The organism is Fastidiosipila sanguinis (genome assembly GCF_002998295.1).
In the GTDB taxonomy this organism is placed as follows: Bacteria; Bacillota; Clostridia; order Saccharofermentanales; family Fastidiosipilaceae; genus Fastidiosipila; species Fastidiosipila sanguinis.
The window spans coordinates 523,960-543,533 of record NZ_CP027226.1 but is presented as its reverse complement, the minus strand read 5'-3'; the positions used below and the strand labels follow the sequence as shown (position 1 = coordinate 543,533).

Genomic DNA, 19,574 nt, shown 5'->3' with positions numbered 1-19,574 from the left:
ATTATCCATCAAAGAGGCTAAATATTATATCTTATTTTGCATAATTATAAATATTCTCATTAGTTTAGAAATATACTACCTGCCCTTTATTTAATGTATTTATTTCTAATTTCAGAAATTACTTCTTTATCTGTAGCAGTTTCATTATTAATCGACTCACCAGAAATAGTATTAATCAGTTCTTCTCTACCATCATTTTGTAATGAGACAGCTCCTAGATTCAATCCTAGAGATACATAATATTTATCTCCATTATCATCTTCGGATCCACGCAAGAACAACAAGTATTCGTAGCCTGGCACCATTTTAATATATCCATTAACATGTTCTACAGTGTTAGTTTCTTTGTCATATGCTTCATTTTCTAAAACACTTACTGTATCACCGATCTTCAAACTATCGCTTATGTCTTTGTAAACATCTATTATCTCCACATCAGAGAAGGTCCAAGCACTTATAAGATGACCTTCATAACGCTTAATTACTGGAGTCTCTACATCAGTCTTTTTCACCCTAATTATTTGCTCAGCTGATTCCTCTAGCTCACTTAATGTTTCGTAATATGGCATCTTGGCATCAGAATTATTATGTTTAATAGTGGTATTATTGCATGCTACTAACGCAATAGATAATGTCAAAATTATTGGCAATAAAATCTTCTTCATATAATCACCTCTTTAATTTCGAGTTTTCTCTGTCAACGACGTTATTACCAGTATATTTCAAGTTGTACTTCCTTGAAATATAATAAAAATTAATAAGACACTTAAGTGAAATCTATAAACATGTGCAAAGCTAATAACAACATATTTAGTATATAGCTTTTAATGGAATATAAATATTGATATACTAACTAAATTTAATGAGAAAAATTAGCTAAAATAAACAAGCCTCAAAGTACTTTGAGGCTTGAAATAATACTTAATATTTTTTATAACGCAATCACTAATTATGCTCTATCTAGGTAACTAGTTGGGTTACCACCTTGAACTTTTTTAAGTTTAGCAAATCTTGGTAGACCATTAATCTTTGGCATCTCTGTTTCGCCTTGGATCAAAGGTAATGCGTAATCGATATAATCATCTGTAACGTTATTACCCTCTTCATTAATCCACTCACTTGGGAATGCTTTTTCAGCATTAGCAACTTCCGCTAATGGAATTAAAGCGTAACTTACGTCATATGCTGCTGTATCATAGTTACGTTTTAGACCTACCATGTAACCTGTCTTACCGTTTACAGCTTCGTTAACTGCAACTGCACCACAGTTGAAAGCTTCTTCAATATCTGTAGCTGAAGCCAAGTGTGCTGCTGCTCTTTGCATTAAGGAGAACTCTAGTGTTCTAATCTTAACATCATATCTTTCTTTCAATAGATCTTCTACTACAGCACCAGTACCACTCAATTGTTTGTGGCCGAATGAGTCAACTTCAATAGCACCGATTGATTCTGCCAAGAATACACCATCTGCATCTGAAATACCTTCAGATACTGCGATGATTACTTTATTTTTCTTTTCTAGAACTTTATCAACATCTTTGTATAATTGCTCTACTGTGAATGGAACTTCTGGTAGATAAATTAAGTCTGGACCAAAACCTGCAACTCTAGCTAAAGCTGCTGAAGCTGCTAGCCAACCAGCGTGTCTACCCATAATTTCTACTACAGTAATTTGTGGTGAATCATAAACAGTTGCATCTTGGTATACTTCAGTCAATGTTGTTGCAACATATTTTGCTGCTGAACCATATCCTGGACAGTGGTCTGTACCAACTAAGTCATTATCAATTGTCTTACATACACCCATTGCACGCATTTCCCAACCATGCTCTTCCATGTATTGTGAAATTTTGTTAACTGTATCCATTGAGTCATTTCCACCGTTATAGAAGAAATAACGAATATTGTATTTCTTAAATACTTCAAGCATACGTTTGTAATCTGTGTCATCTTTAGCTGGATCAGCTAATTTATAACGTACTGAACCTAATGCTGATGATGGTGTGTATTTCAATAGTTCTAATTCTTCACTATCTTCTTCATTCATTAAAAAGAAGTCTTCATTCAAAATACCTGCTATACCGTGGTGTGCACCATATACATTCTCGATTGTATCACTGTGTTTCAATGCTTCAATAAATACACCAGCTGCACTAGCGTTAATTACTGAAGTTGGTCCACCTGATTGACCAAAAATTAAGTTACCTTTAAGCTTACTCATAATTCCTCCTAGAATTTTATAATTATCTTTTCTGCTATATTATAGCAGATTTTCTGCGAAACAAAATAGCCTTATATAATTAAGCTTTTAATTCCCATACTCGTCAACTATTTCTCTGTATAAGTTCCTTATATTTGGGAAATCTTCATAATCTAGTACTAAATATATTAAATCCTCAAGTCCCTCATCAATATCATCAAGTTTAAATTCTGAGAACTTTAACCATTTTCTGAGTGTGTTAACTGCAGATAGTCTTACACTCTCATGAGAAGATTGTAATCCAGCTATAATAAAGTCACTTCCAATTCTAGGTGAGTATTTTATCTCAGCTAGAACTCCAGTCATTAATTTTTCATTATCACTCATCTGTAAACTAAATCTTGGAGTCTTTGGTCCAACTGCAATACTAACTAGGTCTATTATATCTCTATATACATCTAGAACTTTCGTCAAATCAGGATGTCCCTGAATTGCATAGATTTTTAATACTTCTAAATATGAAACTGGATCACTTTGAATTGCATCTTCAAGATATGGGCCAAACTCTAAAGTTCCTAGTTGCAGGGCAAATAATACATTCTCCCTATCTCCTAACTCATCGATGTACGATTTAAACAACTCAAAATTATAGCTTTCCTCGAAATAATCCAAAAGATCATCAAACTTTTCCTCTTCCATGAATATTTCTAGAAAAGTAAAGTCCACTTTAAGTTTCTCTTCATCTTCATGCATGAAATCTTCCTGATTCATAGACTCAAACATTAACTTCAAATTTCTATATGAGTTATATAACTGCATAAATACAATGATACTCAAGTAGTTTAATTCATACTCATTAAATGCGTTTAACCATGCTTTTAATATTTCAATTTGTTTATCCAATGAAGTATTATAAATTCTAACTACACCTGGTTCAATCACACTAGAGTAATATAACATCCTAGTCAAAAACTCATAATTCTCTTCATTAAGATTACTTAGATTTAATAAGTTAGTAAGCTCTGAATTAGCAAGAATAATACTTGCTTGATATTCAGGTTTTGCAAAGTTTTGCCAACCTTTTTCGTACAACCATTGATTAACCTCAATGTTTTTTAAATTGATTTTTGGCAAGGTCATTATTCGACCCCAGGCACTAACTTTCTTTATCAAATTGAACAAAACCTCATCACTGTTTTCCCAATTGCTTATAACCAAACTTGCATAAAATGTAAATTCATCAGCTAAAGCTAAGGTAAATATAACAGCTTTGACTTCATCATCAAGCTCGTCTTCTAATTCTAAAACTCCAAGACAAAACTTTATCAATTCAACGTTTCTACTCTCTTTCAAAGCTGTCTTCACTTTTTCAAGGAAAAGCGGATAAAAATCTTCTTGCTGCAAGTCTTTAAGATCAATTAAAAGCACTTCCAAAACCTTTGAAGTACCATCTTCTGCAAGTGCTTGCTCTAAAGATTTCCACGCTAAATCTATAGATGTTTTTTTACCACTTTTAAACATCTTCCAAATTTCTTTATATACATTCAGTCGCTTTACTAGAATTCTTATCCTACGCTCATGCAAAAACAATACAGAATCAAATGCACCATCGTAGACGAATGGATCTAATCCAGCCTCAATATCATAAACTGAGAAAGGCTGTGTTAATTTCCCCTCTGAATCTAAATTTTCAATTATTTTTTGATAAATTGATTTTGTCATTTCAATGATGTCTTTCTAGCTCTTTCGTATTATTAAAAATATTAAAATCTATATTGTTGCTATTTTTCTTCTTTTACGATGATCTCTATATAATTTCTCATACGTACTTATTAATAATATCAAAAAGAATGCTAAATAAAATGGTAATAATTTAATTGTTAATCTTTCAGCAATTATTCCGAATAAAGTAGGCATTATCAAGCTACCAACTGCGGAAAAAGCCATTTCCACACCAACAACTGCTTGAGAATTATTTTCCCCAAAAAAATATGGTGTATTGTGTATTATACATGGAAAAATTGGCGCAAAACCTAAGCCCATTAATATGAATCCTACTGCACTTCCGGTAGCTCCAAATGGCAACATGATACTAATGATTCCGACACCAGCAATTGCTGAACCTGCCCTAATTAGTTGAGTGTTATTGAACTTATAAGTAAAGAAACCATTGATTATTCTACCTAAAGTAATTCCCATGTAAAATATGCTTGCCCAACCAGCAGAAACATCTTTTGGTAAACCTTCTGCATAAACTAAATAACTACTTATCCAAAGTCCTGCTGTTGTTTCCAAAGCATAATATGAAAAGAAGGAAATAATTATGTACCAGAAACCAGGAAGCTTCATAACTTTAATTATTGAGATATTGTTCTGTTCATCTGACTGAAGCTGATTACTCTTACTATTATCTGACTGTCTACCCCAAAGTGGTAATGAAAATAATATCAAGGCAGTCAAAAGAACCTGAGCTACCCCAATTATCCTATAACCACTTTGCCAACTACCTTGATTACGCAAGGCAAATGTCATGATCAAAGGACCTGTTGAGGCACCAATGCCCCACATAGCATGCAACCAGCTCATATGTTTGCTTGAATAGTATAATGCGGCATAGTTGTTTAGTGCAGAGTCAACTCCACCTGCTCCTAAACCATACGGTATTGCCCATAATATCAAGTGCCAATATTCAGTGCTAAAAGAAAAACCAAATAGAGCTATTGCCGTAGCAGCTACACTTGTAAGTGTAAGTTTAGCTGTACCTAATTTAGCAATAGTTTTTCCGCTAAAAAAGCTGGAAATTATAGTACCTAATGCAATTATCATCTGAATATAACCGGCATAATCAATTGGTACAGCAAACTCTGTTCTCATTAATGGCCAGGCTGATCCTAAAACAGCATCAGGTAGACCTAAACTTATAAAAGTTAAGTATATAATTGCTAATAGCAAGCTAAACATAGACACCTCTGTTCTAATCTCAATATTCTAATAAATCACTTTAATCGCTGATTAATTTATCACAAAGATTCTAATTATAACAGCTTATTAGGCACAATATTTAATATAATAAATACAGTTATTGTCTGTTTTTCAAGAATCATTTCAACAAAAAAGTGAATCCCTTTAGATTCACTTTTTATTGACTAATTATCTATTTGTACTGGTTTCCTAATTATGATTAATTTCATATTTACTCTCAAACTTATCCATATAATTACACAAAAAGTTTGTTGGATCATCTATATAGTAAAATTTTCCACCTTTTGAGCTTCCGTCTAATGGAGCAGGTGCCTGAAGACTGTAAATATAATCTTCACCACTATCGTCAACGACTTTCGGATAGTTAGTCTCGTCTCTAACTATATAATAAGTATTTCCGTTAGTTAGTGAATCCACACCAAAAGTTTCACCAATATACTTAACTTTTCCAATATATTCCAAAGGTATTTTCTTACCTAATTCGCATTGATAAACCATTATTGTTTTCATTTTATAAGCTTCTCATTTCAATTTTCTTTGTAAAACTTATAGATTTAATCATTTAAAAATTCGACTTTTCTAACTCCAGGAACTTTAGATATTCTTCTTCTCAAAGCTACTAAATCTTTGTTATCATCACCTAGATTACAAGACAGCATAACGTCAGTAAAACCTGATCTTGGAAGACTTTGAGAAATATTTAGTAATTTATTTCCTTCTGAACTTAGAATTATAACAATCTCAGACAGAGCTTCAGATTCTACAGCGAAGTTTACAACTATGGTAATAAGATCTTGTTCAATTGGATCCTCCCAAGCAGATATATCATCTCGATATTTATAATATGCAGATCTACTCATTCCTACTCTTTTTACCGCATCATTAACAGAAGTAACTTCACCAGATTGCAGCAATAACTTAACTTTCATTACATTATTATAGACCTCTGGTAAAGCTGAAGATTTCACCAATAAGTATTCACTTACATATTCATCACTATTAATAATTTCATTCACTGACTTTGCCAAAATCTATTCCTCTACGTTCAATAAATAATTGTAATTAATACAAACACAAGACTTATCTATATAATTCCATGTTTCATAGACTTAGCCGTCCATGTGTAATGTACATGTAACATAAATGTAATATATCATTAAGCAAAAGCACGGTCAAGAGCTTTTATTTAAATTTATAGATAAATACATATAAAATCAAGCACATCAAGTGTTAGGCAATTAAAAACCAGCATAAAACTATCGATTTTGTAAGTTCTTCCCCTGTAGAATCAGTACTTATTTTTCGTTCACATCTCATGGATTGAGGTTTTTTATTACACGGATATACACGTTCTTGTATATTTAAACTCTTCCACATATGTATATTTATTCATAACTTGAATTAATATACAGAGTCTCTCAACCCCTATTTTACTGTATAAAACCCTACTTTATTAGCTGACATAAAAAAACCAGTGTATAAATACACTGGCATTACAAGCATTTAAACTTATTTATTTTTTACTAATTTTTTAGATATTTCTGCAATTCACTCAAAGCTCTTCCTCTGTGACTAATTTTATTTTTCTCCTCTGCAGATATCTCTGCGTTTGTTTTTCCAAATTCAGGAAGATAGAAAATTGGATCATAGCCGAATCCATTCTCTCCCCTAGCCTCGTCTAAAATTATCCCATGCATCTCTCCTTGAAACACTCTTGCATCTACTTCCCCCGAAAGCGAAACTCCTGGTTCACACCATGCAATAGCACATACAAATTTCGCTCTCCATTCATTTGGATCTACACCTGTCTCGGCCAACTCACTCCAAATTAGTTTAAACTTCTCAGGATATGATAAATCTCCTCCATACCTAGCTGAGTATATACCTGGTCTGCCATCAAGAGCCTCGATCATTAAGCCTGAGTCATCTGCCAAAATGTAATATTCCGGATATCTTTCATGATAAGCTTTTGCTTTAAGTAGTGCATTTCCAGTAAAGCTATCAGCATCTTCTATTACCTCTAATTCCTCTTCTACATCGTGTGTTGTTAGCACCTCAAAATTAAAATCTTTCAGTATTTCTTGTACTTCTCTAGCCTTGTTAACGTTGGAACTAGCTATTAAACATTTTCGCATTGTTTTCTCCTTTGAAATCTTATATTAATTACTATTAACGTCACACAAATTAGATTTTATCTAATCAACTTTCGTGGGAATAAATTTTTGAGTCCTCTTCCATTAAGCTTCACCCAACTTAATGGTAAACCTTCAACCGTCACTGCTATATATTCTTGATCTTTAATACCTTTATTTATTAAATCTTCTAATTCAGAATCTTCCAGGAACAAAGTCTCACCTTGAATTAATTGATAAACACGTTCATCAAAGGAATCTAACTCTAATCTATATTTCCAATATTCGCTTGGAATTGGTAAAAGCAAAGTTCTCACTGGATTAAAAGACATTCTTTTACCTTTATTATTAATATCGCCTAAGTAACAACCACTCTTAAGCAGATGAATACCTTCTAATTCAGGAAATTCAACGGGCATTAAATAGAGTTTTTCATTAATTATTCTATATTTTTCCTTGTCTCTAGAAAAAACTTCTTCTGAAAAGTTTCCGTCTTTATTGTTTTCACAGAACTGCCAAAATACTTCTAAAGCATCCTCTAACTTAATCGAGGAGCCTTTAAGCTTGGAGTTGTCTTTGCCTTTTTTCTTCTTTTTTATTTTCTTTGCTTTATCAGGCAAGCTTTCTTGAAGATAGTTCTCATCTTTTACTAGTAATGCACAAAAATGACCTTCGCCCATGTTATCTTGTGGCCAAATTCTAACTGCAGAAGTCAACTCAGGATAATTATCGTCTATAACTATTCCTTTTCTTAAATTATCTTTACCCGACATATACTCACGAGGATCAATAAGCTTAAACTCTGGATGAGTATTTAAAAAATCCACTATAACTTCTTCATTTTCCCATGTATTAAAAGTACAAGTAGAATAAGCTATTCGACCTCCAGGTTTTAGTAATTCACTAGCATCATTTAAAAGTTGCATTTGAATTTTTCTAATAGATTCTGGACCATATTCACTCCATGAAGATATAGCCTGATTATCACGTCTAAACATCCCTTCTCCAGAGCAAGGAACATCTAATTGTATTGCATCGAAGTAACCATACCAGTCTTCAGGTAACCCTTCATTTACATCAAAATGAGTAACCAAAGTATTTGCGTACCCTTGTTGCTCTAAATTATGAGCCAAAATTCTTGCTCTAGACTCAGAAATATCATTAGCAACCAGCAAACCATCCCCATTTAGCTTTTTAGCTATTTGAGAACTCTTTCCTCCTGGTGCTGCACATAGATCTAGTACACGCTCTCCTGGTTTCGTTGCTAAAACTTCAGCGGGTAACATTGCAGAAGCTTCTTGAATATACAAAAGCCCTAAAACATACGCCAAACTCTTGCCTGGCTTAGCATCTTTCGGAATGTAATAACCATCTTGAGCCCAAGGAACCTCCTTGAGATAATCCTCAACTTCGTAGTCCAATGCAGATTCAGCTACAAAATTTCTTGCTACTGCCTCAGGGTTAGTTTTATCAACTTGTAGGCGCCACGCTCTTGTCCAATCCTTATCGAAACCTTGCAAAAAATCTTCCCACTCGTCTTGCATATCAGCTTTGACAAAAAGTGCATGCATATTATTTATAAATTCATCAGGTAGTTTTTGTCCATTCATTATTGCTTCTGTTCACTTTCTTCTGATTCCAAGTTTTCTAATATATTAACAATTGCAAATGCTAAGCTTTTCAGATTATCTAAATCCATTGGGTTATCAATACCTGCTAAATCTAATTCTTCATCAAATAAACTCTGTCCACTAACTGCACAGAATTTTTCAAAATCATATCTTGCTTTTGCCCTATCTTCTTCAAACTCAAGCATAATAAAAACACTAGCTAATTCCGCAATCGCCATATTTAAGCCAGTAAAAGGCTCTTTAACCAAATACTTAATTGCATTTTCTCTAAGAAAATCTTTATCTTGATAATAATTCGTGAGTCGATATTCTTTAAGTAAATATTCCCACAGCTCATCGGTTCTCTTGACTAGCATATCTAGTATAAGTCTGTACTCAGTCTCATCAATGAAAGGTCTTTCAATAACATCCTCTAACAATTCATAAAACTGTATCTCAAAATCAATAAGAAAGGATTTATTGATAACACTTAATAAAAGCATGCGAATTCGCCAATTCTTATATTTCCTAGCATTGCTTTCATCAAATAATTCATTCAACCTTGAAAGAGTCATCAACTCCATGGAGGTGCCAATAAAATGTAGACTTTCAGCTGTAGGCGTAGTAGAAACTTGATTATTATATTTAGTTCTAAAACGCAACAACTGTGAATACGCTTTTCCACTCAAATAAACAAAGTTAGAAATAGCTTTCATAGAATTATTTAATGATAAATTCATGCAAAACAATTTGCTGACAGGCAAGCTATCCAAAAAATTATCTTCGCTATTAAACTCATTAGTTATTCTTAAATTTATATAATTCAAGTCAGCTAAGGTCTCTAAATATCCTCTACTTTGTCTATCAATTGCTCTATTGCTCACATAAAATAAAGACTCAATTAATCTCTTATCGTTTAAATTAGTTATAGCAAGTTCTGTTTGTGGGAAAAATACTTGATGAATTCTATTTTCATTAATGTAAGCAAATACATCATTCAAATTACGAAGCTCCCAATCTAAGTCACCAAAGATATTTTTATAGTATTCTGAAAATTCTTCTTGATCCATATCTATATAAAAATCAGAAAGCATATTTTCGCCTTCTTTCGAAAATTTTTCCATAGAGTAATCAAAATCCATTGTGAATATTGGTAGTATATAAGTCTTTATGTTATTAAGTACTTCTTTTAATGCTCCTAAATCTTGCTTATAATTGAGATTTAGAATCTTCGCATAAGAATAGTAATCGTTAAAACCTAAATCTCTAACGAACTTAATTCTCTTCATACCTAATTCAACAAATTTGTTAGATATGTCGTAAAGATCAGATTCATCTAGAAAATTAATAAACTCTTTTTCTAATCTATCTAAATTATTGATATTTGTTTTATCTTGCAAATTATTTAGTAAATTAAAACTATTAAGCTTATAAAAGAACAACTTTCCATTTTCTTTTACTAATTCAGGTACAAAGTTTTTATCCAATAGACCTACAGTAACTTTGTATATTTCATTTCTAATTTCATCGTAGCTCGCTAATCTTGTCTCATATTCATACTCATAATTCATGCCTGCATATTCTTCAGAAAATCTTCTTAACTTAGCTATACTCAAGTTTTCTTGATAATTCTCCCAAAGTGAGAATACTTTACGCAATGAACCTGAGGCTTCTTCAATTTTATTGCTTTGTTTAATTAAAACTCCATACTTTCTGATTTCACTTTTGAGGCTTTGTAAATTAAACAACTCATAGTTCAAATTGTTAAAATCAATTATATTTTCAGTATTTTCAAGTAGTGATGAACCACTTTGATCCCTATTATCGAAACTTTCCTTTATAACTTCTTCAAATGATTCTCTTCGCTTACTGCTTTTACTTTGTTTTTCCTGTTTATGAGCTACCTTATTTTGAACTTCGTTAAAGTCCTTTGATAAGCCATTCAATGATTGCCCAAAGACTATAGCATCTCTTCTTTTGATTCTTGAAGATTCAAAATTCTCATTTGAATTTTTATTATTAGATCTATTCTTGCTTTCATGTGTTAAATCTAATAATCCATCTTTCTCGGAATTATTATGTATTTCAAGCGGATCTAAATCACTTGAATTTCCTTTATGTCTATTCAAGTTCGAGAAATCAACTTTCATTAGATCTTTTAGCAGTTCATCTTTTTTGTCACTCTTAAAGATACTTTCGTAATCTGACTTGAGACCTGAGTCCTGCGGAATCATATAATCTAATTCATCTAAATTTGCTTCTTCTTTTTTAGAATGTTTCTTCATACAACTCCATTTTAATTTTACATACGTTCTACTGTATCAATACCTAACAACGCTAAGGCAGCTTTTACCGTCTTTGAAAAAGCTTCAATTAAAGCTAACCTTGCTATTTTTAGGTCTTCAGTATCTGCTTGTAAAATCGATACTTGATTATAAAATCTACTGAAACTTCTACATACCGTCATAACTTGGCGAGCAAATATAGATGGTTCATTGTGTTTCAACGCTTGTTCTAGACTTGCAGGTAAATTATTTATTTCTGTCAACAATTCAAATTCTTGATTTTCAGATAGTATGCTTAAATCTGCATTTTTTAATTCACTTGCATCTACACCTGATTTTCTCAATATACTTCTTGCTCTAGCATAAGAGTACAACATGTAAGGAGCTGTATCGCCCTCATAATCAAGGATTTCGTCCCATAAGAATACTATATCTCTTTCTCTACCATTTCTTAAGAAAGTATATCTTACAGATGCTAAAGCTATGATCTCTGAAGCCTTATCAATTTCTTCTTGACTCATTGGATCATCAGAATTTTCATTGTTTTTTTCTATAACGGCCTTTGTTCTACTCACAGCTTCATTGATTAAATCTTCAAGATAAACTACATCACCTGACCTGGTTGAAAGCTTTACTCCTTCAGGGAATTTTACTAATCCAAATCCGACAAACTCCATATTGTCAGCCCAATCAAAGCCAGCTTTTTTGAGTGTAGCAAATAATTGTTTAAAGTGTAATTCTTGAGTTTGACCAACAACATACAATAACTTATCAAAGTTATATCTCTTGTGTCTATATAAAGCAGCTGCAATATCTCTTGTTGCATATATTGATGATCCGTCTGATTTTCTAACAATCACTGGTGGCAAGGAATATTCTTCCAAGTCAACTATCTTAGCACCTTGACTATCTACTAATATTCCTTTTTCTTCCAAAAGATTGACTACTTTATCCAACATTTCAATATAGAAAGCTTCACCTTTATAGCTATCAAAGTACATGCCTAAACGATTATAGATTCGCTTAAATTCGTTTAAACTAAACTCTCTAAACTTCTCCCATAATTCGTATTCATAAGCCTCTCCCGCTTCCAAATTTCTAAATTTGGCTCTAGCTTGATCTTCTAGTTCAGGATTTAATTTTGCTTCATCGTGAAACTTAACATAAATTCTTAATAATTCTTTTATTGCATCTTCTTCTAAGGCAGAAGCGTCTCCCCAATTTTCATATGCAACAATTAACTTACCAAATTGAGTTCCGTAGTCTCCAAGATGGTTTATTCTAACTACTTCATACCCAGTACTTGCATACATTCTTGCAAGCACATCTCCAAGAATAGTTGTAAATGCATGACCTACGTGGAAAGGTTTAGCAATATTTGGAGAAGAATAATCTAAAAGTACGATCTTACCTGAGCCCCAATCGAATTTCAGTAAATCATTAGACTCTAATATATTGCTTGTAATAGTTTTATTAAACACTGAAACATTAAGGAAGATATTTAAATATGGTCCTGCAACTTCTACTCTATCTATAAATTCTGGAAGTGTATCTAATTTATCAGCAAAATCTTGAGCAATTACTGCTGGTGATTTTTTTAATATTTTTGCAAACCTAAAGCAAGGGATAGCAAAGTCTCCCATATCTCTTTGGGGAGGTATCTCAATAAGTTCCTCTAAAACGCTCAGTTCAACATCTAATTCATCTACTAAATATTCTAAAGTTTTCTTCTTAAAATCCATATTTACTCCACTCAATTCCAAATAAATTAAAAATCAGTTTATATTTTTTGTATTACAATCAAAGATATAACTTAAAGAAATAACAAAGATAGATAATACACTTAATTTATTATAAACTATAATAAATTATTTGTTTTTAAAGTATTTTCTTTTGAAGGAGTAATCATGATTTGCAAAAAGTGTGGAACAGAAAATAATAATAGAAGTGTTTGTATAAACTGTGGTAATTTCATTGGCAAGAATAAAACTATTCGTGAAACAGATCCTGAAAAGATCAAAGCCAATCGTCGTAAGAAGACTATGTTTATGGTCAAAGAAACTTTGATTTCTATAGTACAAATGATCGGTCTACTTTTAGTTGGTGGACTAATAATCTTCTTAGTTTCATTACTGTTCGTAAAATTTATGCCTATGCCTACTATGTAAGCTGTCACAACCACAACTAAGTATAAAAATTAAAAGAGTGGAAACCTTAATTTCTTGAGGTTTCCACTCTTTTTTCTACTTAAATTATTCTTATGACTTTATTGCTCTAGCAACTCATTATAAGATTCATCGTATTCTTTAGCTGATTTATCCCAACTAAAGTCGCCAACCATACCATTCCTAATTATATTATTCCAGCTATTTCTATCATTTTGATATAAGTTCAAAGCCTTCTTCATTAGGAACAACATGTCATGTGCATTTATATTTGGGAAGCTAAATCCATTGCCTTCGCCTGTCTCTATATTATATGCAGTTACAGTGTCTTTTAGACCACCTGTTTCTCTTACAAATGGTACTGTTCCATATCTCATTGATATCATTTGAGATAATCCACAAGGTTCAAAAATGGATGGCATCAAGAAAATGTCTCCAGATGCATATAGTCGTCTCGACATTGCACTGTCATACATTACACATCCTCTGAAGTTTTTCTTATTTCTTTCTTCAGCTAAGTACATTTCATGCTCATAGTAACCATCACCTGTACCCAAAATTACAAGCTGACAATTTTCTTGCATGAGCTCATCCACTACTCTAATTAATAAATCCAAACCTTTTTGATCAACTAGTCTAGTAACCATGGTTATTAGTGGAATATCTTTATTTTCTTCAAGTGCAAGCTCTCTTTGTAAAGCTAGTTTATTTTCCACTTTGTCATTGTATACTGTGTCGAGATTATAATTCTTAACAATATCTGGGTCCGTTTCTGGATTATATGAATCCATATCTATACCATTAAGAATCCCTTTAACCTTATATTCAAAGCTCTTAAGGACTCCATTCAATCCTTTGCCGTAGAAGGAAGTCATTATCTCTTTTGCGTAATTTGGAGATACTGTTGTTATTAAGTCACTATATACAATTCCAGCCTTCATAAAGTTAGGAACTCCATTATGTAATACACCATATTCAGTCAAATAGGAACTAGGTAAATCCATAAAATCGGCAACTTGAGATACGCCATGGACACCTTGATATTGCAAGTTATGTATTGTATAAACTGTCTTAATATCTAAGAAATATCCATTTGGTCTATAATGTGCATCCAACAAACATGGAATCATACCAGTTTGCCAATCATGGCAGTGTAAAACATCAGGATAAAAATCCATTGGATCTCCCAGAGCATCTAATACTGCTCTTTGGAAGAAGCTAAATCTTTCAATATCGAAAGAATAGTCAGTATATATACTAGGAGTATTAAAGTAGAATTCGTTATCTATAAAGTAATAAATAACTCCATCATGTTCTTTTTTGAATAATCCACTATACATGGTTCTCCATCCCATGTGGATAGTTGTCCAACGTATAAATTCCAATTCATCTATATATTTTTCTTTAATTTGTCTATACAAAGGCATAATAACTCTACAGTCATTTCCAAGTTCATTTATCTTTTTTGGCAAAACTCCTAAGACATCTGCTAAACCACCTGTTTTGGCAAAAGGTACACATTCAGATGTAACCATTAGAATTTTTTTATTTTTCATTACACAATAGCTCCTTTTCCTATGACTACAGGATAATTTTCCTCTCCTTGTAGTTCGGTACCATCTTTAATAACACAGTCTTTATCTAGAATTACATTTTTCAACTTAACATTTTTACCAATTTTAGAGCCCTGCATGATCACGCAATTTTCTAAGTAACTACCTTCACCAACATCAGTAGAACGGAACAGGACTGTGTCTTTTACACTTCCTTCTACTAAGCAGCCATCTGATACTAATGAATTCTCAACTTTCGCTTCTGCACTTATAAAAGCTGGAGCCTCGTCTTTAACTTTTGTGTACACTAAATTCTCTGTCCAGAATATATCTTTATTAATTTGTTTATCCAAAATCTTCATAGAAGCTTCAAAGTATGATTGAACAGTATTAATTCTTAGAACTGTGCCCGTGTACTCAAAGGCTCTAATATCTAATTCATTATACTTTCTTAAAATCAGATCAAGAGTAAGTCTTGGGATTCCTCGACTGATTGCATTAGAAACTATATTTTCTAATAAACTCTTTTTAAGGATAACTACTCCAATACTATTTGCTGTTACGCTTCTATCTTGAGGATTAACGTAAAGTTCTGTTACCTTGTCATTCTCATCAATGTCTAAAACTAAATTAATCCCGTCATTTGGTACTTCTCTATTAAATAAAACACTCACATCTGCTCCAGATTCTTCATGTTTTAGGAAATACTTGGAATAATCTGCACTATAAATATTATTTGCTGTAGTAACTACAATGTATTCATTTCTGCTAGTTAAAAGAAAGTCCAATGCACCTTTTAAATCATCACCTTCATCATAATAATTATCCGAAGCTAAATATGGTGGCAATATATGCAATCCTTGTGTTCTTCTATCTAGATCCCAGTCACTACCTGTTCCTAAGTGATCCATTAAAGATTTGTATTTATTGCTTGTCGCTACCCCAACTCTTGTTATACCGGAGTTGACCAAATTAGATAAAGCAAAGTCAATTAATCTAAATCTACCCGCAAAAGGAACTGCAGCGAAAGCACGTAATCTTGTTAGTTCACTTAAGTGTAATCTTCTATCATCTGCAAGGATGAGTCCGGCTGCATCTAAAAACATAAATCCCTCCTATTAAACTTTCTTAATTTCTTCTATAACACAATCTGCTTCAGATATATCTTCTAGTTCTTCAACAATTGATTCTGCTTCAATTATTGAATTTGGCTTTAATATAATTCCTGGAGCTACTACAGTAATTCCATTACTACAGTATTCATTTTTATATTTGTCATTACCTTTAGTATTAGCCCCACCAACTACACAGCCTTTAGTGACTTCTGACTCACTTCCTATAATAGCTTTCTCTACCACAGCACCGCTTCTAACAATTGCTCCTGGCATCAATACTGAGTCAATTACTTTTGCACCTTCCTCAACAATTACTGAGTGTGAAAGAACTGAATGAGTAACATCACCATATATACGACACCCATCTGTAAAAATAGTCTCATCCACTTTAGCTTTATCGCCTACATAAGCTGCTGGTTTGACTGGGTTTCTGGAGTTAATTCTCCAATCTGAGTCACGCAAACTTAGTTGTTCTGGATTATCAATTAATTCCATATTACCTTCCCAAATTGAGGCTATGGTACCAACGTCTTTCCAATAACCATTAAATCTGTATGCATAAATTGGTCTATTTTCTTCAATAAACTTAGGAATAATATTTTTTCCAAAGTCATGTGAAGATTCTGAGTTATGCTCATCTTCAATAAGAGCTTGTCGTAAACTTGGCCATGAGAAAATATAAATACCCATTGAAGCTAGATTAGATTTTGGCTCCGCTGGCTTCTCTGCGAACTCAATGATTGCATCATTTTCATCAGTATTCATGATACCGAACCTCGATGCCTCTTCCCAAGGCACTTCAAGAACTGCGATTGTACATTCAGCATTATTTTCCAAATGAGACTTCAACATATCGGAGTAGTCCATCTTGTAAATGTGGTCTCCTGACAAAATAACAACATATTTAGGATCAAATTTATCGATAAATCCAATATTTTGGAAAACTGAGTTAGCAGTATTCTTATACCAGTCACTACCCTCTTTGTGCTCATATGGTGGCAAAATAAATGCACCACCATTATTCCTATCCAAATCCCATGGATGTCCATTTCCTACGTAAGTGTTAAGCGCCAATGGTTCGTATTGTGTCAAAACACCAACAGTATCAATACCTGAATTTGCTGTGTTACTCAACGCAAAATCAATTATCCTATATCTTGAACCGAACGGAACTGCCGGCTTCGCCATAGTCTTAGTCAATGCACCTAACCTAGAGCCTTGACCACCAGCAAGAATCATTGCTATCATATTTTTCTTTGCCATTTTGACCTCCTTGTTTGCCTTGGCATCGTGCCCATACTATATTTTTATATTTTCTTTATTTAAGTTACTTTATTAATTAAGCTCAAAACCTTCATCAGCAGCTTTATTAAAAGGATTAAAATCTTTTGGATAAGCTAATTCTGGATCAGGCCATGGGGATAATGGTTGTGCTTTTGGATCATCAGCAACGTGTCTTAAAACTACTGCAGAAAGAGGTGGCAGATTAAGTTTAATAGACTGCTTATAATTCTTATTCGCTATATCTCTTGAATAAACTATACCATTTACACCAGATTCATTAACTGTTTCATCTGTCTCAAAATAAGGTTTAGCGTTCCAATCATAAAGCGCTTCACCAAAACTAAAATTATCTGGATGCAAATTCGTTTCTGTAATATTTTTCAACATATTATAATTTGAACCACCCCATGCAGCATCGTCACTGTTAAAAATAACTTGATATGCTCCACGTTTCGGAACTGCAACTTTAAATGAATCTACAGGATTTGGTGTCATATTAAATAAACAAATAACAACATTTCCAGACAAATCTCGCCTTACCCAACTGTATGTAGATCTTTTATCATCATCATTATTTAACCAAGTGAATCCACTCCATGTTTTATCATCTTCCCACATCTCAGGATTATCTAGATACAAAGCATTAGCAGCTTTTATAAAGGCTAAGAATTGTTTATGCATTGCATAATCTAATAGGAACCATTGTAGTGAACTGTTAACATCCCACTCAACAAATTGGCCTAGTTCCCCACCCATGAAAAGTAATTTTGCCCCAGGATGGCATAATCTATACATATTTAGAGTTCTAAGAGAAGCAAACTGTCTCCAATAATCTCCTGGCATTTTGCTAATTAAAGAGCCATACCCCTGAATAACCTCTTGATGAGATAATGGTAGAATAAATCGTTCATGGAAGTTGTACATCATAGAGAAAGTTATTAAGCTGTGAACTTCAGATTTTTTATCATATGGAGTCATGAAGTACTCTAAGGTATCCTTCAACCAACCATAATCCCACTTCAGATCAAAGTCTAGACCCTTGTCTTTTCCAACATTAGTAACATTGTTTAAGTTACTAGAATTGTGAGCAATGGAAAGAACTCCATTAAATTCTTCATGAATCATGGTATTTAACTCAAGCACAAAGTTAATTGCTTGCATGCTATGATAGTCAATTTGATGATTATTATAATAATTACTCTTTAAATCATTCTCGCTAATAATTTTCTCTAAATTATCAAACTTTAATCCGTCTAAGTGATATTCAGAAATCCAGTAATATGCATTCGATAAAAGGAAAGCTCTGACTTCTTTCTTTGAGAAATCAAAAACAGTTACGGCTTCATTACTTTCATTATGATTTGTAATACCATAACAACTACTTCCATCAAATATACTCAAACCATAATCTTCCAATGAAAAACCTGTAGGAACCCAATCCATAATCACTTTGATACCCAGCCCATGCATATAATTAACGAAATACTTAAAATCTTCTGGGCTACCATACCTTGCTGTAGGAGCATAAAAACCTGTAACACTATATCCTATGGATTCATCTTGGGCGTGCTCCATTAGAGGCAATATTTGAATGTGAGTATAATTTAAATCTTTAACATATTGACCTAATTTTGGAGCAATTTCTTTATAGTTGTAAAAAGATCCATCCTCTTTTCTTTGCCAAGAACCAAGGTGAACCTCATATATATTAATTGGGATTTTAGTAGTATCTATATCTTCTACATTCCAAAAATCTTGATCTTCCCATTCAAATTCACTCGGAGCATAAATTACAGAGGCATCATGGGGTCTTAATTCGGTTTGTCTAGCAAACGGGTCTGCTTTAAATCTGTTAATATCGTCATTTCCAAGGACACTAAATTTATAACAATCTCCAGGTTTTACTCCTGCTATTTGAGCGGACCAAATTCCTTTTTCCGGATCTAATTCTAGTTGAGAGTCTTTAGAGTTCCAATCATTAAAGTCTCCCACGACTGAAACACTTTTGGCCTTTGGTGCCCATACTCTAAATATATAAATATCATTTTCCACATGATGTGCACCAAGGTATTCATGAACTTTATACTCATCAAAAATTAACTCTTCATTGACCCTTTTCATTCATCACTCCATGATTTTTATACTTTAATTATAAACAATAATTAGACAAATTTGTAGGTGTTTTTGAATAAAGCATACAATATTTCTACTTTATTAAAGAATCACTTTGGATAAATTACTAGAAAGC

At 32.7% G+C, this 19,574-nt stretch carries 15 protein-coding genes; 1 reads left to right on the top strand and 14 read right to left on the bottom strand.

Annotated elements, in window-relative coordinates:
• Nucleotides 1-86: 86 nt before the first annotated feature.
• The 10 genes from C5Q98_RS02250 to argS form a co-directional block, all read right to left on the bottom strand.
• On the bottom strand, nt 87-665 hold the full coding sequence (locus C5Q98_RS02250) for a hypothetical protein (RefSeq protein WP_106012110.1): 579 nt from the start codon (nt 663-665) through the stop codon (nt 87-89).
• A gap of 284 nt (nt 666-949) precedes the next feature.
• Nucleotides 950-2,221, bottom strand: a complete 1,272-nt coding sequence (locus C5Q98_RS02245) for a 6-phosphofructokinase (RefSeq protein ID WP_106012109.1) — start codon at nt 2,219-2,221, stop codon at nt 950-952.
• Nucleotides 2,222-2,308: 87 nt separating this feature from the next.
• Nucleotides 2,309-3,922 (bottom strand): hypothetical protein, encoded by a 1,614-nt coding sequence (locus C5Q98_RS02240; protein ID WP_106012108.1) that lies wholly within the window; start codon nt 3,920-3,922, stop codon nt 2,309-2,311.
• 48 nt (nt 3,923-3,970) lie between these two features.
• Nucleotides 3,971-5,161, bottom strand: a complete 1,191-nt coding sequence (locus C5Q98_RS02235) for an MFS transporter (protein WP_106012107.1) — start codon at nt 5,159-5,161, stop codon at nt 3,971-3,973.
• A 210-nt stretch (nt 5,162-5,371) separates the two neighbouring features.
• Nucleotides 5,372-5,692 (bottom strand): hypothetical protein, encoded by a 321-nt coding sequence (locus tag C5Q98_RS02230; RefSeq protein WP_205728437.1) that lies wholly within the window; start codon nt 5,690-5,692, stop codon nt 5,372-5,374.
• Between the two features lie 44 nt (nt 5,693-5,736).
• Nucleotides 5,737-6,210: a hypothetical protein gene (locus C5Q98_RS02225; RefSeq protein WP_106012106.1), complete on the bottom strand. Its 474-nt coding sequence runs from the start codon at nt 6,208-6,210 to the stop codon at nt 5,737-5,739.
• A gap of 495 nt (nt 6,211-6,705) precedes the next feature.
• Nucleotides 6,706-7,317: an RdgB/HAM1 family non-canonical purine NTP pyrophosphatase gene (gene rdgB, locus C5Q98_RS02220; RefSeq protein ID WP_106012105.1), complete on the bottom strand. Its 612-nt coding sequence runs from the start codon at nt 7,315-7,317 to the stop codon at nt 6,706-6,708.
• A gap of 56 nt (nt 7,318-7,373) precedes the next feature.
• A complete protein-coding gene (locus C5Q98_RS02215) occupies nt 7,374-8,924 on the bottom strand; it encodes an RsmB/NOP family class I SAM-dependent RNA methyltransferase (RefSeq protein ID WP_106012104.1) in 1,551 nt (516 codons plus the stop codon).
• Nucleotides 8,924-11,209, bottom strand: coding sequence for a gluzincin family metallopeptidase (locus tag C5Q98_RS02210; RefSeq protein WP_106012103.1), 2,286 nt, complete (start codon nt 11,207-11,209; stop codon nt 8,924-8,926). The genes C5Q98_RS02215 and C5Q98_RS02210 overlap by 1 nt, the downstream gene beginning before the upstream one ends.
• Before the next feature lie 17 nt (nt 11,210-11,226).
• Complete coding sequence (argS, locus tag C5Q98_RS02205; protein WP_106012102.1) at nt 11,227-12,951, bottom strand: arginine--tRNA ligase; 1,725 nt, start codon at nt 12,949-12,951, stop codon at nt 11,227-11,229.
• Between the two features lie 165 nt (nt 12,952-13,116).
• On the opposite strand from argS, the gene C5Q98_RS02200 reads away from it, so the two are divergent.
• Nucleotides 13,117-13,377, top strand: a complete 261-nt coding sequence (locus C5Q98_RS02200; RefSeq protein WP_106012101.1) for a hypothetical protein — start codon at nt 13,117-13,119, stop codon at nt 13,375-13,377.
• A gap of 98 nt (nt 13,378-13,475) precedes the next feature.
• Here C5Q98_RS02200 and glgA read toward each other — a convergent pair whose 3' ends face one another.
• From glgA to glgB, 4 genes are all read right to left on the bottom strand, one after another.
• Nucleotides 13,476-14,930, bottom strand: a complete 1,455-nt coding sequence (gene glgA / locus C5Q98_RS02195; protein WP_106012100.1) for a glycogen synthase GlgA — start codon at nt 14,928-14,930, stop codon at nt 13,476-13,478.
• On the bottom strand, nt 14,930-16,033 hold the full coding sequence (glgD, locus tag C5Q98_RS02190; protein WP_106012099.1) for a glucose-1-phosphate adenylyltransferase subunit GlgD: 1,104 nt from the start codon (nt 16,031-16,033) through the stop codon (nt 14,930-14,932). The genes glgA and glgD overlap by 1 nt, the downstream gene beginning before the upstream one ends.
• A 12-nt stretch (nt 16,034-16,045) precedes the next feature.
• Nucleotides 16,046-17,305: a glucose-1-phosphate adenylyltransferase gene (locus C5Q98_RS02185; protein ID WP_106012098.1), complete on the bottom strand. Its 1,260-nt coding sequence runs from the start codon at nt 17,303-17,305 to the stop codon at nt 16,046-16,048.
• 72 nt (nt 17,306-17,377) lie between these two features.
• A complete protein-coding gene (glgB, locus tag C5Q98_RS02180) occupies nt 17,378-19,447 on the bottom strand; it encodes a 1,4-alpha-glucan branching protein GlgB (RefSeq protein ID WP_106012097.1) in 2,070 nt (689 codons plus the stop codon).
• Nucleotides 19,448-19,574 lie beyond the last annotated feature (127 nt).

Excerpts from the sequence above, each read along its gene's own strand:
- C5Q98_RS02250 (WP_106012110.1), bottom strand. The coding sequence starts at position 665 with ATGAAGAAGATTTTATTGCCAATAATTTTGACATTATCTATTGCGTTA.
- C5Q98_RS02245 (WP_106012109.1), bottom strand. The coding sequence starts at position 2,221 with ATGAGTAAGCTTAAAGGTAACTTAATTTTTGGTCAATCAGGTGGACCA.
- C5Q98_RS02240 (WP_106012108.1), bottom strand. The coding sequence starts at position 3,922 with ATGACAAAATCAATTTATCAAAAAATAATTGAAAATTTAGATTCAGAG.
- C5Q98_RS02235 (WP_106012107.1), bottom strand. The coding sequence starts at position 5,161 with ATGTTTAGCTTGCTATTAGCAATTATATACTTAACTTTTATAAGTTTA.
- C5Q98_RS02230 (WP_205728437.1), bottom strand. The coding sequence starts at position 5,692 with ATGAAAACAATAATGGTTTATCAATGCGAATTAGGTAAGAAAATACCT.
- rdgB (WP_106012105.1), bottom strand. The coding sequence starts at position 7,317 with ATGCGAAAATGTTTAATAGCTAGTTCCAACGTTAACAAGGCTAGAGAA.
- C5Q98_RS02215 (WP_106012104.1), bottom strand. The coding sequence starts at position 8,924 with ATGAATGGACAAAAACTACCTGATGAATTTATAAATAATATGCATGCA.
- C5Q98_RS02210 (WP_106012103.1), bottom strand. The coding sequence starts at position 11,209 with ATGAAGAAACATTCTAAAAAAGAAGAAGCAAATTTAGATGAATTAGAT.
- argS (WP_106012102.1), bottom strand. The coding sequence starts at position 12,951 with ATGGATTTTAAGAAGAAAACTTTAGAATATTTAGTAGATGAATTAGAT.
- C5Q98_RS02200 (WP_106012101.1), top strand. The coding sequence starts at position 13,117 with ATGATTTGCAAAAAGTGTGGAACAGAAAATAATAATAGAAGTGTTTGT.
- glgA (WP_106012100.1), bottom strand. The coding sequence starts at position 14,930 with ATGAAAAATAAAAAAATTCTAATGGTTACATCTGAATGTGTACCTTTT.
- glgD (WP_106012099.1), bottom strand. The coding sequence starts at position 16,033 with ATGTTTTTAGATGCAGCCGGACTCATCCTTGCAGATGATAGAAGATTA.
- C5Q98_RS02185 (WP_106012098.1), bottom strand. The coding sequence starts at position 17,305 with ATGGCAAAGAAAAATATGATAGCAATGATTCTTGCTGGTGGTCAAGGC.
- glgB (WP_106012097.1), bottom strand. The coding sequence starts at position 19,447 with ATGAAAAGGGTCAATGAAGAGTTAATTTTTGATGAGTATAAAGTTCAT.